The organism is Streptomyces sp. NPDC127119, assembly GCF_042677425.1.
In the GTDB taxonomy this organism is placed as follows: domain Bacteria; phylum Actinomycetota; class Actinomycetes; order Streptomycetales; family Streptomycetaceae; genus Streptomyces.
On the sequence record NZ_JBHXTO010000001.1, the window covers coordinates 45,485 to 60,745 of the forward strand.

At 68.1% G+C, this 15,261-nt stretch carries 10 protein-coding genes; 8 read left to right on the plus strand and 2 right to left on the minus strand.

The window, feature by feature from the left end; genetic code table 11:
* Positions 1-70 precede the first annotated feature (70 nt).
* The 5 genes from ACFVH5_RS00210 to ACFVH5_RS00230 all read left to right on the plus strand — a co-directional run bounded on the left by ACFVH5_RS00210 (position 71) and on the right by ACFVH5_RS00230 (position 5,542).
* Complete coding sequence (locus ACFVH5_RS00210) at positions 71-778, plus strand: ABC transporter ATP-binding protein (RefSeq protein WP_385830785.1); 708 nt, start codon at positions 71-73, stop codon at positions 776-778.
* A 258-nt stretch (positions 779-1,036) separates the two neighbouring features.
* Entirely contained in the window at positions 1,037-3,676 is a 2,640-nt protein-coding gene (locus tag ACFVH5_RS00215; protein ID WP_385830787.1) for an ATP-binding protein, read from the plus strand.
* On the plus strand, positions 3,673-4,356 hold the full coding sequence (locus ACFVH5_RS00220) for a response regulator (RefSeq protein WP_385830789.1): 684 nt from the start codon (positions 3,673-3,675) through the stop codon (positions 4,354-4,356). The genes ACFVH5_RS00215 and ACFVH5_RS00220 overlap by 4 nt, the downstream gene beginning before the upstream one ends.
* A 46-nt stretch (positions 4,357-4,402) precedes the next feature.
* Complete coding sequence (locus ACFVH5_RS00225; protein ID WP_107021532.1) at positions 4,403-4,801, plus strand: OB-fold nucleic acid binding domain-containing protein; 399 nt, start codon at positions 4,403-4,405, stop codon at positions 4,799-4,801.
* Positions 4,802-4,804: 3 nt separating this feature from the next.
* Positions 4,805-5,542, plus strand: a complete 738-nt coding sequence (locus tag ACFVH5_RS00230) for a DUF3159 domain-containing protein (protein ID WP_210889158.1) — start codon at positions 4,805-4,807, stop codon at positions 5,540-5,542.
* Positions 5,543-5,619: 77 nt separating this feature from the next.
* Here the strand turns inward: ACFVH5_RS00230 and ACFVH5_RS00235 are convergent, their stop codons facing one another.
* Both ACFVH5_RS00235 and ACFVH5_RS00240 read right to left on the minus strand, forming a co-directional pair.
* Entirely contained in the window at positions 5,620-6,297 is a 678-nt protein-coding gene (locus tag ACFVH5_RS00235) for a potassium channel family protein (protein WP_384798527.1), read from the minus strand.
* Entirely contained in the window at positions 6,297-6,968 is a 672-nt protein-coding gene (locus ACFVH5_RS00240) for a TrkA family potassium uptake protein (RefSeq protein WP_189774659.1), read from the minus strand. The genes ACFVH5_RS00235 and ACFVH5_RS00240 overlap by 1 nt, the downstream gene beginning before the upstream one ends.
* Before the next feature lie 551 nt (positions 6,969-7,519).
* Between ACFVH5_RS00240 and ACFVH5_RS00245 the strand changes: the two genes are divergently transcribed.
* The 3 genes from ACFVH5_RS00245 to ACFVH5_RS00255 all read left to right on the plus strand — a co-directional run bounded on the left by ACFVH5_RS00245 (position 7,520) and on the right by ACFVH5_RS00255 (position 15,208).
* A complete protein-coding gene (locus ACFVH5_RS00245) occupies positions 7,520-9,571 on the plus strand; it encodes an APC family permease (protein ID WP_384798524.1) in 2,052 nt (683 codons plus the stop codon).
* 177 nt (positions 9,572-9,748) lie between these two features.
* A complete protein-coding gene (locus ACFVH5_RS00250) occupies positions 9,749-11,089 on the plus strand; it encodes a class I SAM-dependent RNA methyltransferase (protein ID WP_385830791.1) in 1,341 nt (446 codons plus the stop codon).
* An 855-nt stretch (positions 11,090-11,944) separates the two neighbouring features.
* Positions 11,945-15,208 carry a hypothetical protein gene (locus ACFVH5_RS00255; protein WP_385830794.1) on the plus strand — a complete coding sequence of 1,088 codons (3,264 nt, stop codon included), beginning with the start codon at positions 11,945-11,947 and terminating at the stop codon, positions 15,206-15,208.
* Positions 15,209-15,261: the final 53 nt, after the last annotated feature.

Below are 15,261 nucleotides of genomic sequence, written 5' to 3' on the forward strand. Positions count from 1 at the left end.
GGGCGTCGGACGGTGATACTGACGCCCGGTCCACGGGGGACGCGGGGGACACGGGGGAGGGGCGAGAGGCATGACTCAGGTCGTCACGCACACGGTCGGCACGGACACGATGGTGCGGGTGGAGAGCGTCCGCCGCTCGTACGGGAGCGGTGCCACCGCCGTGCACGCCCTGCGCGGGGTGTCGTTCGACATACCGCGCGGCGAACTCGTCGCGCTCAAGGGGCGCTCGGGGTCGGGCAAGACCACACTGCTGAACCTCGTCGGCGGGCTCGACGAGCCGGACGGCGGACGGATCACCGTCGACGGGCTCGACCTCTCCGGGCTCGGCGAGAACGGGCTGCTCGAGCTGCGCCGGGACCGTATCGGCTTCGTCTTCCAGTCCTTCGGGCTGATCCCGATCCTGACGGCGGCCGAGAACGTGGGCGTGCCGATGCGGTTGCGCCGGGCCGATCCGCGTGAGCGCGAGGAACGCGTCGAGCTGCTGCTCTCGCTGGTCGGGCTCGCCGACCATGCGGCGCAGCGGCCCGGTGAGCTGTCCGGAGGGCAGCAGCAGCGTGTCGCCATCGCCCGTGCACTTGCGAACAATCCGGCGCTCCTCATCGCCGACGAGCCGACCGGGCAGCTCGACGCCGAGACCGGTATCGGGGTGATGGAGCTGTTGCGGGCGGTGGTGCGCAGTGAGCGGGTCACCGCGCTCGTGGCCACGCACGACGCTGCGCTCCTGGATCTGGCCGACCGGGTGCTGGAGCTGAGTGACGGGGAGATCGTGGAGCGCTGAGGCGCCGGCCGCGTGTCCGCTTGTCCGCTCGACCCTGGGATTCGTCTGCGGGTCCGGTGGGGGCTGGGTGCGCCGTTCCCCGCGCCCCTTGGGGGCTGCGCCCCCTAAAGATTGCGCCGTTCCCCGCGCCCCTGAAGGTCCGTGCGCGTCAGGGTTGTGTCAAGGACGGGCTTGGGCTTGCTCGCCGTCTCATTTGTCCTGATCGTCGGTCGTATGGTCTATCCAGCCACGCAGTGCGTTTGGGAAGACAATGAGGCCATGGGACGCGGCAAGCTTCGGATCTATCTCGGTGCGGCACCCGGCGTCGGCAAGACGTACGCGATGCTGTCCGAGGCGCACCGCCGTGTCGAGCGGGGCGCGGACTGTGTGGTGGCCTTCTTGGAGCACCACGACCGGCCGCGCACGGAGGTGATGCTGCACGGTCTGGAGCAGATCCCCCGCAGGGAGCTGGCCCACCGCGACGCCGCCTTCACCGAGATGGACGTCGACGCGGTCCTGGAGCGGGCCCCCGCCGTCGCCCTGGTGGACGAACTGGCGCACACCAATGTGCCCGGCTCCCGCAACGCCAAGCGCTGGCAGGACGTCGAGGAACTGCTCGCCGCCGGCATCGACGTCGTCTCGACGGTCAACATCCAGCACCTCGAATCGCTCGGTGACGTCGTGGAGTCGATAACCGGCGTACGCCAGCGCGAGACCCTGCCGGACGAGGTGGTGCGGCGGGCCGACCAGATCGAGCTGGTCGACATGTCGCCCCAGGCGCTCCGCCGCCGGATGGCGCACGGCAACATCTACAAGCCGGACAAGGTCGACGCGGCCCTGTCCAACTACTTCCGCCCCGGCAACCTCACCGCGCTGCGCGAACTGGCCCTCCTCTGGGTCGCCGACCGCGTCGACGAATACCTCCAGCAGTACCGGGGCGAGCACGGCATCCGCACCACCTGGCAGGCCCGTGAACGCATCGTCGTCGGCCTCACCGGCGGTCCCGAGGGCCGCACGCTGATCCGCCGGGCCGCCCGCCTCGCCGAGAAGGGCGCCGGCGGCGAGGTCCTGGCCGTCTACATCGCCCGCAGCGACGGCCTCACCTCCGCCTCGCCCAAGGAACTCGCCGTCCAGCGGACCCTCGCCGAGGACCTGGGCGGCACCTTCCACCACGTCGTGGGCGACGACATCCCCTCCGCGCTGCTTGAGTTCGCGCGCGGCGTCAACGCCAGCCAGATCGTACTGGGCTCCTCGCGCCGCAAGGCCTGGCAGTACGTGTTCGGGCCCGGCGTCGGCGCCACGGTCGCCCGCGAGTCCGGGCCCGACCTGGACGTGCACATCGTCACGCACGACGAAGCCGGCAAGGGGCGCGGCCTGCCCGTCGCCCGGGGCGCGCGCCTGGGCCGGTCCCGGATCATCGCGGGCTGGCTGACCGGTGTCGTCGGCCCCGCGATCCTCGCGCTGCTGCTGATCAACGCCGACGCGGACCTCGGGCTCGCCAACGACATGCTGCTGTTCCTGACCCTGACCGTGGCGGCGGCCCTGCTCGGCGGACTGCTCCCGGCCCTCGCCTCGGCGGCCTTCGGCTCCCTGCTGCTGAACTACTTCTTCACCCCGCCGCTGCACCGGCTGACCGTCTCGGACCCCAAGAACATCGTCGCCATCGTGATCTTCGTCGGAGTGGCCATCTCGGTCGCCTCGGTGGTGGACCTGGCGGCCCGCCGCACCCACCAGGCGGCCCGGCTGCGCGCCGAGTCCGAGATCCTCTCCTTCCTCGCGGGCAGCGTCCTGCGCGGCGAGACCAGCCTCGACGCCCTGCTGGAGCGGGTCCGCGAGACCTTCGGCATGGAGTCCGTCGCCCTCCTCGAGCGCACGAGCGACGTCGACCCGTGGACCTGCGCGGGCAGCGTGGGCCCGCACCCGCCGACGCTCCCCGAGGCCGCCGACGTGGACATGCCCGTCGGCGACCACACCGCGCTGGCCCTCTCCGGCCGGGTGCTGCCCGCCGAGGACCGCCGGGTGCTGGCCGCCTTCGCCGCCCAGGCCGTCGTCGTCCTCGACCGCAAGCGCCTCCAGCAGGAGGCCGACCAGGCCCGCACGCTCGCCGAGGGCAACCGCATCCGCACCGCGCTGCTGGCCGCCGTCAGCCATGACCTGCGTACGCCGCTGGCCGCGATCAAGGCCGCCGTGTCGTCCCTCAGGTCGGACGACGTGGCCTGGTCCGAGGAGGACGAGGCGGAGCTCCTGGAGGGCATCGAGGCGGGCGCCGACCGGCTCGACCACCTGGTGGGCAACCTGCTCGACATGTCCCGCCTCCAGACCGGCACGGTCACCCCGCTGATCCGCGAGATCGACCTCGACGAGGTCGTCCCGATGGCGCTGGGCGGCGTGCCGGAACACAGTGTCGAACTGGAGATCCCCGAGACGCTGCCCATGGTCGCCGTCGACCCGGGCCTGCTGGAGCGCTCGGTCGCCAACCTCGTCGAGAACGCCGTCAAGTACAGCCCCGGGGGCGAGCGCGTCCTCGTGGCCGCCAGCACGCTCGGCGACCGGGTGGAGGTACGGGTCGTGGACCGGGGCCGGGGCGTCCCGGACGAGGCGAAGGACCGCATATTCGCCCCCTTCCAGCGGTACGGCGACGCCCCGCGCGGCGCCGGGGTCGGCCTGGGCCTCGCGGTCGCCCGGGGGTTCGCCGAGGCCATGGGCGGCACGCTCAACGCCGAGGACACCCCCGGCGGAGGCCTGACCATGGTGCTCACGCTCAGGGTGGGCCCCTCCCGCGCGGAACGCCCCGCGGAACCCGTACAAGAAGGGGCCGTACAAGAAGAGGCCGTGCAAGAAAAGGGCGTACAGGAAGAGACCGCGCGAGCAGAACGAGTACAAGAAGAGGCCGTACAACCGGAAAGGCAGGCTTCATGACCCGGGTCCTCGTGGTCGACGACGAGCCGCAGATCACCCGAGCCCTCGTGATCAATCTCAAGGCACGCAAGTACGAGGTCGACGCGGCCCCCGACGGCGCCACCGCCCTCCAGCTCGCCGCCGCCCGCCACCCCGACGTCGTCGTGCTCGACCTGGGTCTGCCCGACATGGACGGCGTCGAGGTGATCAGGGGACTGCGCGGCTGGACACGCGTACCGATCCTCGTCCTGTCCGCGCGGCACTCCTCCGACGAGAAGGTCGAGGCCCTGGACGCGGGCGCCGACGACTACGTGACCAAGCCCTTCGGCATGGACGAGCTGCTGGCCCGGCTGCGCGCCGCCGTCCGCCGCGCCGAGCCCACCGGCGGCGGCGAGGACGACGTGATCGTCGCGACGGAGGACTTCACCGTCGACCTGGCCGCCAAGAAGGTCCACCGGGACGGCCGCGACGTACGCCTCACCCCGACCGAGTGGCACCTCTTGGAGGTGCTGGTCCGCAACACGGGCCGCCTGGTCAGCCAGAAACAGCTCCTCCAGGAGGTCTGGGGCCCCTCCTACGGCACCGAGACGAACTACCTGCGGGTCTACATGGCCCAGCTCCGCCGCAAACTGGAGGTGGACCCCTCGCATCCGCGGCACTTCGTCACCGAGCCGGGCATGGGGTACCGGTTCGAGCGTTAGTGCTACGGGTACGTTCCTGTCAGCGGCCCCCGGTACGCTTTGAGGTATGAGTGCTGTCCCTCGATCCGAAAAGCCGGCGGGCCGGTTCCGGCGCATGATCGACCGGCTCTCCTCCTCCCAGGAGGACCTGGAGTCGGAGGAGCTGCGCGAGGACGCCGAGACCGCGGGCTGCACCCGTATCGGTGACTGCCGCGACCGACAGGTGGTCACGGTTACTGGTACCTTGCGCACGGTCACGCTGCGCCCGCGGGCCGGTGTCCCGGCCCTGGAGGCCGAGCTGTTCGACGGTTCGGCCGCCCTGGACGTGGTGTGGCTCGGCAGGCGTTCCATCGTGGGGATAGAACCGGGGCGCAAGCTGATGGCGTCGGGCCGTATCTCGATGAGCCGGGGCCGGCGCGTGCTGTTCAATCCGAAGTACGAACTCAGACCCCTCGGACGGGAGTAGCCGGTGACGTCGCTCGACAAGCCGACCGAAGACGCCCAGCGGGACGCGCAGGATGCGCAGGACTCACGGGCGGTGACCGAAGCCGCCCTTTTCGAGGCGTTCGGCGGTCTGCGGGGCATGATCGAGACGGTCCTGCCGGGCCTGCTCTTCGTCACGATCTTCACGATCAACAAGGACCTGCACTCGGCGGCCATCGCGGCCCTCGGCGTCTCGATCCTGCTCGTCGTGGTCCGTCTGGTCATGAAGGACACCGTCAAGCACGCGTTCAGCGGTGTCTTCGGTGTCGCCTTCGGTGTCGTCTTCGCGATGATGACGGGCAACGCGAAGGACTTCTATCTGCCGGGCATGCTGTACACGCTCGGGCTCGCCCTCGCGTACATCGTCACGACGCTCGCCGGAGTGCCGCTGATCGGCCTGATCCTCGGCCCGGTCTTCAAGGAGAACCTCTCCTGGCGTACGCGCAATCCTGGCCGCAAGAAGGCTTACGCGAAGGCCAGTTACGCGTGGGGTCTCATCCTGCTCGCCAAGTGCGCGATCCTTTTCCCGCTCTACTGGTGGGCCGACACGACCCAGTTCGGCTGGGTTCTGATCGCGCTGAAGATCCCGCCCTTCCTGCTCGCGGTGTGGCTGACGTGGGTCTTCCTCGCGAAGGCTCCGCCGCCGATCGATGTCTTCGCCGAGATGGAAGCCGCGGAGAAGGCCGAGAAGGAACGGCAGGCTGCGGCTCGGTCAGCTGACTAGGCACCCCTGCGTCCACGCATGAAGAAGAGGGGCACCCGGAGAAATCCGGGTGCCCCTCTTGCTTGTCCTCTGCCGCGTCAGTCCGTCGTGGTCTCGCGGCGTACCGACAGCAGGTCCTCCAGTTGTTCCTCGCGGGCCTGGGCCGCGACGAACAACAGCTCGTCGCCCGCTTCCAGGGAGTCCTCGCGGGTCGGGGTGAGGACCCGGGTGCCGCGGATGATGGTGACCAGCGAGGTGTCCTCCGGCCAGGCCACGTCGCCGACCTGGGTGCCGGCCAGCGCGGACTCCGGCGGCAGGGTCAGTTCGACGAGGTTGGCGTCGCCGTGGCTGAAGCGCAGCAGGCGGACCAGGTCGCCGACGCTCACCGCCTCCTCGACCAGGGCCGACATCAGGCGCGGGGTCGAGACGGCGACGTCCACGCCCCACGACTCGTTGAACAGCCATTCGTTCTTGGGGTTGTTGACGCGGGCGACGACCCGCGGGACCCCGTACTCGGTCTTCGCGAGCAGGGAGACGACGAGGTTGACCTTGTCGTCACCCGTGGCCGCGATCACCACGTTGCAGCGCTGGAGCGCCGCCTCGTCCAGGGACGTGATCTCGCAGGCGTCGGCGAGCAGCCACTCCGCCATCGGGACGCGTTCGACCGAGATGGCGGTCGGCGCCTTGTCGATCAGCAGGATCTCGTGCCCGTTCTCCAGGAGCTCGCCCGCGATCGAGCGGCCCACGGCGCCGGCACCGGCAATGGCGACCCTCATCAGTGACCGCTCTCCTCTTCGGGGCCCTCGGCGAACGACGCCTCGACCTTCTCGATGTCGTCCGTGCGCATCATCACGTGCACGAGGTCGCCCTCCTGGAGCACCGTCTGCGAGGAGGGCAGCACCGCCTCACCCAGGCGGGTGAGGAAGGCCACGCGTACGCCGGTGTCCTCCTGGAGCCGGCTGATCCGCTGGCCCACCCACGCGGTCGACGCGTGCACCTCGGCGAGCTGCACCCCGCCGGTGGGGTCGCGCCACAGCGGTTCGGCGCCCGAGGGCAGCAGGCGGCGCAGCATCTGGTCGGCCGTCCAGCGGACGGTGGCGACGGTGGGGATGCCCAGGCGCTGGTAGACCTCGGCGCGGCGCGGGTCGTAGATGCGCGCCGCCACGTTCTCGATGCCGAACATCTCGCGGGCCACCCGGGCGGCGATGATGTTCGAATTGTCGCCGCTGGAGACGGCGGCGAAGGCGCCCGCCTCCTCGATGCCCGCCTCGCGCAGGGTGTCCTGGTCGAAACCGACGCCGGTCACACGACGGCCGCCGAAACCGGAGCCCAGTCGTCGGAAGGCGGTGGGGTCCTGGTCGATCACGGCGACCGTGTGCCCCTGTTGCTCCAGGGTCTGGGCGAGAGCGGAACCCACTCTGCCGCAGCCCATGATGACGATGTGCACGACCGTCCTTCCGGTGTGAAAAGTTACTGCTCAGGCTGAAACAGGGTCTCAGACCGACGCCCAAGCTACACACGCGCGGTCCGTCGGCGGCACCCCCGTGCACATTGGCCCCACTCCGTGATGACGATCAGCCCGACAGCGTGCCGACGATCGGCCGGCCGGTGCTGTCCCAGTGCCGTCCTGCGCTGTCCTGCCGCTGTTTCAGTGCTGTCCCGGTGCTGTCGGCGGTCAGCGGCGGCTGATGCTGCGCACGCTGACGAGGGCCAGGATGCTCAGGCCGACCAGTCCGGCCGCGGCACCGATGAGTTCGGCGGTGGCGCCGGCGAGTTCCGCGGTGGCGAGCATGAAACCTCCATGAATTGGCAAAGGGGAGCAAAGGTTTGGCTTTTTTCATATAGGCACGGAGATTCGTCTGGCCAGGGATTACATAAGCGAGCGCACACCGGATTTCACTCGTAGAGCAGATCCCGGTCACAGATCCCACCGATCAGGCGTCCCGGTGGGCGGGGGAGGGTGGGCGAGGCCGTGTTCGAGCGCTTACGATCCTCACCGTGTCCAAACTGACCGACGTGCCCAAACGGATCCTGATCGGGCGCGCACTGCGCAGTGATCGGCTCGGGGAAACTCTCCTGCCGAAGCGCATCGCACTCCCCGTTTTCGCTTCCGACCCGCTCTCCTCCGTGGCGTACGCGCCGGGAGAAGTGCTGCTCGTCCTGTCCATCGCGGGCGTGTCGGCCTATCACTTCAGCCCCTGGATCGCCGTCGCGGTCGTCGTGCTGATGTTCACCGTCGTGGCCTCCTACCGGCAGAACGTGCACGCCTACCCCAGTGGCGGCGGCGACTACGAGGTGGCGAACACCAACCTCGGCCCCAGGGCCGGTCTCACCGTCGCCAGCGCGCTGCTCGTGGACTACGTACTCACCGTCGCCGTGTCGATCGCGTCGGGCATCGAGAACCTCGGCTCGGCGATCCCGTTCGTCGTCGAGCACAAGGTCCTGTGCGCGATCGCCGTGATCGTGCTGCTCACCCTGATGAACCTGCGCGGGGTCAAGGAGTCGGGCAAGCTCTTCGCGATCCCGACGTACGTGTTCGTGACCGGGGTCTTCCTGATGATCGCGTGGGGCGCGTTCCGCGGGCTCGTCCTCGGCGACACCATGAAGGCGCCGACCGCCGACTTCACCATCAAGGCCGAGCACCAGGGGCTCGCGGGCTTCGCCCTCGTCTTCCTGCTGCTGCGCGCCTTCTCCTCCGGCTGTGCGGCGCTCACCGGCGTCGAGGCGATCAGCAACGGCGTCCCGGCCTTCCGCAAGCCCAAGTCCAAGAACGCGGCGACCACCCTCGCCGCGATGGGTCTGCTGGCCGTCACCATGTTCTGCGGCATCATCGCCCTCGCCATGGCGACCAACGTCCGCATGGCCGAGCGCCCGGCGCACGACCTGCTGGAGAACGGGGTCGCGGTCGGTTCCGACTACGTCCAGAACCCGGTGATCTCCCAGGTCGCCGAGGCCGTGTTCGGCAGCGGCAGCTTCCTGTTCATCGTGCTCGCCGCGGCCACCGCGCTCGTACTCTTCCTGGCCGCGAACACCGCGTACAACGGCTTCCCGCTGCTCGGCTCGATCCTCGCCCAGGACCGCTACCTGCCGCGCCAGCTGCACACCCGCGGAGACCGGCTCGCCTTCTCGAACGGCATCGTGCTGCTGGCCGGCGCGGCCATCCTGCTGATCTGGATCTACGGCGCCGACTCGACCCGTCTCATCCAGCTCTACATCGTCGGCGTGTTCGTGTCCTTCACGCTGAGCCAGACCGGCATGGTCCGGCACTGGAACCGCCACCTGGCCACCGAGAAGGACCAGGCCAAGCGCCGCCACATGGTCCGCTCCCGCGCCATCAACGCGTTCGGCGCCTTCTTCACCGGCCTGGTCCTGGTCGTCGTCCTCGGCACCAAGTTCACGCACGGCGCCTGGGTCGCCCTGCTCGGCATGGTCATCTTCTACGCGACGATGTCCGCGATCCGGAAGCACTACGACCGGGTGGCCGAGGAGATCGCCGCGCCCGAGGGCCCGTCCGACGACACCCTGCGTCCCTCGCGCGTGCACTCCGTCGTCCTGATCTCCAAGATCCACCGGCCGGCGCTGCGTGCCCTCGGCTACGCCAAACTGATGCGCTCCGACACCCTGGAGGCGCTCAGCGTCAACGTCGACCCGGCCGAGACGAAGGCCCTGCGCGACGAGTGGGAGCGACGCGGCTTCACCGTCCCGCTGAAGATCCTCGACTCGCCGTACCGCGAGATCACCCGGCCGGTCATCGAGTACGTGAAGGGGCTGCGCCGCGAGTCCCCGCGTGACGTGGTGTCCGTGATCATCCCCGAGTACGTGGTCGGCCACTGGTACGAGCACCTGCTGCACAACCAGAGCGCGCTGCGGCTCAAGGGCCGGCTGCTGTTCACGCCGGGCGTGATGGTGACGTCCGTGCCGTACCAGCTGGAGTCCTCCGAGGTGGCCAAGAAGCGCGCCCGCAGGCGTTCGGAGTGGACCGCACCCGGTTCGGTGCGGCGCGGTCCCGCGGAGCACCGGCCGAAGGAGCCGTCGGGGCCCAAGCGCTGAGGGCCCCGGGCGGCCGGGCCGATGTGCTCGTGGTGAGCGGTCGGTGAGGCGGATGTGCTTGTGGTGAGCGGTCGGGCGGCGTCCACGTAGACTGGTGGGCTGTTGTCCGGCTGCCCCGGCAGTTCCGGCCGCCAGTTCTGGCAGTCCGTCCCCTTTCGCATCTGGAGTCACCCCGCAATGCAGGCAGAACCGAAGAAAACGCCGGCGGGGTCGCTCGTGGGGCAGGAGTACGAGGTCGAGGTCGGCCCCGTCGCGCACGGCGGGCACTGCGTCGCCCGCACCGACGCCGGCCAGGTCCTCTTCGTACGGCATGCGCTGCCCGGCGAGCGGGTGCTCGCGCGGGTGACGGACGGCGAGGAGGACTCGCGGTTCCTGCGCGCCGACGCGGTCGAGATCCGGGAAGCCTCCAAAGACCGGGTGGCGGCCCCGTGCCCCTACGCGGGCCCCGGGCGCTGCGGCGGCTGCGACTGGCAGCACGCCAAGCCGGGTGCGCAGCGGCGGCTCAAGGGCGAGGTCGTCGCCGAGCAGCTGCAGCGGCTCGCGGGCCTCACCCCGGAGGAGGCCGGCTGGGACGGGACGGTCATGCCGGCCGAGGGCGACAAGCTGCCGCCCGGCGAGGTGCCCGCCTGGCGTACGCGCATGCAGTACGCGGTCGACGAGGACGGCAACGCCGGTCTGCGCCGCCACCGTTCGCACGAGGTCGAGCCGATCGAGCACTGCATGATCGCCGCCCCCGGGATCTCCGAGCTGGGCATCGAGAAGCACGACTGGTCCGGCATGGAGTCCGTCGACGCGATCGCCGCGACGGGTTCGCAGGACCGCATGGTCATCCTCGAACCGAAGCCCGGCGCCCGGCTGCCCCTCGTCGAACTCGACAAGCCCGCCTCCGTGATGCGCGTCGAGGAGCACGACGGCGGCATCCACCGGGTGCACGGCCGCGCCTTCGTCCGCGAGCGCGCCGACGGCCGTACGCACCGGGTCGGCAGCGGCGGCTTCTGGCAGGTCCACCCGCAGGCGGCCGACACCCTGGTCAAGGCCGTCATGCAGGGCCTGCTGCCGCGCAAGGGCGACATGGCGCTCGACCTCTACTGCGGCGTCGGCCTCTTCGCCGGCGCGCTCGCCGACCGCATCGGCGACAAGGGCGCGGTGCTCGGCATCGAGTCCGGCAAGCGCGCGGTGGAGGACGCCCGGCACAACCTCGCCGCGTTCGACCGCGTCCGCATCGAACAGGGCAAGGTCGATGCGGTCCTGCCGCGCACCGGCATCACCGAGGTCAACCTCATCGTCCTGGACCCGCCGCGCTCCGGCGCAGGCAAGAAGACGGTCCAGCAACTGACGTCACTGGGCGCCCGCAAGATCGCCTACGTCGCCTGCGACCCGGCGGCGCTGGCGCGGGACCTGGCGTACTTCAAGGAGGGCGGATACCGGGTGCGGACGCTGAGGGCGTTCGATCTGTTTCCGATGACGCACCATGTGGAGTGCGTGGCGATCCTCGAACCGGTCGCGAAGGGCGCCTGACCTGCGGTTTTGCGCGTGCGCGTTATGGGCGGTGTGGGCGTTACGGGCGATATCTTGACGCGGAAATGACGCTCGTGACGCTCATTTGACGCTCGTTCTGATGGGGTGTCAGGTGGGTAGTGGGCAGGTCAGGTGGCGTCGAAGCTGCGAGTAACGATGCGACGCCGAGAGCTGGTGACGCTCAATGCGGGGCCGCCGGATCGTGCAGATCAGATGTTCCGGAAGAGAGCTGCGAAGGCGATGACCTGCCGTGATGGGTGGCTGATGTCCGCTGACCTGCGCGAATGACCTTTCAGCTATTTCACGTTCGTGCGGGTTGATGGAGCCGGAAGTCCCAGAAAAGTCCCAGAGGGCTCCCACGGGTAACGGGAGCCTTTCGGCTCTGCACAGCAGTGCGGGCTCGTCGAAGTGCCCGCCATCGAACAGCGTCAGTTCGAGCGAGGGGCGGGCGGCCGCCGGGCCGGAGAGGGGTGAACGAAACCGTTGGACGGTCTGCGCCGGCAGTTCGCCCAGGAAGGCCAGGGGGATGTGCCAGTCCTCGATGCGGTTCCAACGCAGGTCCGGATGGGCGGCGCAGGCAGGGCTCAGCGCGTGTGCCAGCTCGTTCTTCGCCTCATCGGGCGGCGCGAGGGCGATGAACGCGTGCTGGATGGTGGTCCGGGGTGGATTTGGGCACAGATGTTTCTTACCTCATGCGTTCGCGGGGCCGAAGCCTGACTGCTATCTCGGTGCAAGCCCGTACTTCAGTGTGGGTCGACTTCATCTGTACGTATACCCAGAGCGCGGACGCATTGGACGAGGGCGGCCAGGTTCGGCGGGCGCCTGATGTCAGCAGCGCGCGCGACACTTAACTCCGTGCCCCACTCCGATGAGCATCACCACGTACCGCACGTCCCCGACTCGCCCCCTGCGGCAGCGGCTGACGCCGTAGAGGAGCGCTGGGAATCCTGCGCCGCAGATCCTGCACTCAGTACCCCGCCGTCAATGGGGCGCCCGGGTAATGCTCCGCCAGGCGAAGACCTCGATCTGCACATCGGCTGGGACCGCTTCGAGAAGCTCCTCGTCGCGGTATGCCGTGGGGTACGAGGCTTGAGGGAAACCAAGTTTCGCCGCTACGGCGTCGAAGGGCAGGCCCAACACGGCATTGACTTGGCTGGACGAGAACCGGACGGTAGCTACACCGTCGTGCAGTGCAAGGACTATCAGACCTTCACTACTACTGACCTGAGGGCGGCCGTCACGAAGTTCACAACAGGCAAGCGTCCGTTCGACGCTCGAAGACTCATCATTGCCACCTCTGCCGAGACTCGCACAACCCAGCTGGAAGACGAACTCGGCAAGCTTCAGAACGCGCACGACGACCTGGATCTTGAGCTGTGGGGCTCCGAACAGATCAACGAGTATCTGCGCTATCTCGGCGACGTGGTCGCCCGGTTCTGGACCCGGGAGACTGCGGAGACCTTCTGCACAGGAGCACCTTTGCCGGGGGTGCCCGTGCCGTTGCCGGACCGTCAGGAATGGGCAGACAAGATCCTCGTCGGCCCATTGCGGACAAGTGATGTCGTGTCCATCCTGCGGCGAGCCGACGAACAGGTGTCGACAATTCCGGAAGAGTCCGCTCGGCTCTATGGTGAGTTGGCGCGCCGACTGGATAGCGAAGATTTCCGCGGACATGCTGCCATCCTGCGCGGCAAGCAACTCGACGCGCTCGTCGCTACCGGGCACACGGAGAAAGCCATCGTTCTCGCAGCGGAACTCGCGGTCGCTGCGTTGCACTACGGAATTCGGGATGAACCGAGGAAGCTCATTCACCGGATTCGTGAACTGGCCCAAGAGGATGCGGCCCCCGGAGTATCATCGGGCGCTAATGTGCAGCGCCACGTCCAGTTGGTGCGCGCAGCCGTTGACAGCGCCTTCCACCCTCTCGGTCACGCCGCGACCCTGGTCGAGACATTGCGTGAAACCGTGCCTGATGAGCCCGCGTACCAGCCCCTACTCGTCCTGCTGGCGGCCGAGAACCTCCTGGTCACAGACTCGGACAGTCTGAAGAGCTTCGCCCCGGTCATCGACGCTGCGATCGAGTACGCACGCTCCGAGAGCTCGGGCCAGGTCGAACGCGTCACAGAAGATGCCGTCATGCGCTTGCGTCTAGTGCGAGCCGAGTACGACGACTCTGAGCGCATTGCGCTCAGGAAACTGGCCCGGTACCACCAAGTGCCAGGTCGTCACGCAGCGCTGATCAACGCACGAGAGGCACGCCGTTGCGCTCTTGAAGGGCGCGCAGAATCAGCAGTGGAGTGCTGGCGAGACGCGGTTCACGAGGCCATCAACGCTGGGCTTCCCGAGGACGCCGCCGACTGGTTGTATGCCATACGGGCTGTGAACGTCCAGTACGGTCCGATCACATCTGACATCGACGACGAACATCGACTGGCGCAAGCTCTGCGCACCACAGGCCGTGGCCGACTTCTTAGCCGGGTCCGTTCTCCCAGGGAACAGGCATTGTCGGCCGTGGTAGCAGGCAAGCCTGTCGAAGCGGCTCTGTCCGCCCGGCGCTGGCTCACCGACACAGTCATCACGGGCAACTGGGCGAGCGAGACCGAGGCCTTGACGCTCCTCGGAGACCTCTACCGCGACAGTGGCGAGCTGAATATGGCTGCCCAGTACTTCCAACTCGCGGGCCGGGCGAAGAAGCTGGAAGAGATTGCAGGTAAAAATGATCACATCTTGCCAGTAGGCCCTCTGAGTGATGCGCCGTGGTGGACGCTGCATGCCCGTGCGGCACTGATCGCGGCGCAGGCCGACCTACTCGATGACGATGCGGCCGCCGCCCATCTCACCGCACTGCTGGCTCTGACTGAACGCGGCAGAATGGGCGAGTTGATGGAATCCCCACTTCGGCACCTCACCCATCAGGCCACACGCAGCGCCTGTTCTCTTGGGGCGAGAGGAACACCGGATCAGGCCCAGACTCTCCTCGACCTGCTTGCCGCTGATGTGCCACGAGGACCTCATCAATATCACTTCTCCGACGACGGACACGCAACGGGGTGTGTTGCCATCGCCAAGGCCCACTCCTGCCTCACAGCGAATGCCCTCACACGACTCTTCGACCTGACAGATGGCGGGGTCGACAAGGCGCTGAAACTAGTCGTGGATGATGAGGTGGTCGAGCTACTAACGGAGCGGGAGGATCTTATTTCTTTTCGCGCACGGGTGTCTCAACTTGATGACAAGGGCCTGTATTTGGCTGACATCGCACTAATGGCCATTGCTCCTGAGTATCCAGCAGTATTGAAAAATGCCGAGAAGGCGCGCGACCGCATCCTGCGACGATCCGCCCCGGAACCAGGCCACGCCGAGCTTGGCACGAGGCTGGTGGAAGACTCCTATTTGGTTGGCAGCCTCCACATCAATGCACGCAAGACGTGCCTCGAAAGGCTCATGGACATCGCAGCAGACCCTCGAGAGATCGCCATGGCGCGGCAGGATGCCATTACTGGTGCCGGCAACCTGGTCATCGACCTGCCGATCGAAGTTCAACGGCAGACGTTCCTGGTAGCCAAGGAGTACGCACTCGGAAGGCGCGACGGAAGCTATCTGGACGGAGAAGTGACCGGTAGTTCCCACCCGCTCAGCTCGTTCAAGTTCTCCGGGGGGTCGGCGTCGCTCCGCGGCAAGGGGCTACGGCTGACTGAGGTATCCGCCACTGAACCTGAGGACCACGTCTGGGTACGCGTCCGGGCGATCAGTCTGCTCTCAGAGCATGACAACGAGATCCTTCATGATGCAGCCATGACGTTGTCCCGACTCCCGCATGACGTTACATCCCAGATCGACCCTGGTGTCTTTGCCGCACACAGTTATGCCGGTGTCCGTCAGGCGGGCGCGGTGCTGTGCATGCGTCATCCCGCCCGCCATAGGGACACAGCCCTGCGACTGGCACGGGACGGTAACTTTCGTGTGCGCCGCGTCCTGGCGGAAGCGGCAGTTCTGGCGACCACGGAAGCAGCCGAACTATCCGCGGAAGTCCTGCAGATCCTCGCCCGCGACGTCCGGCACAGCGTTCGCGCAGCCTCCACCGGTGCACGGTCCCGGAAGTCAGGAGTGTCTAACTGATCTCTTCTTGCAGTCGCGCCGCTTTCTGGTAGAGGCGGCGCGGCAGACTAAAT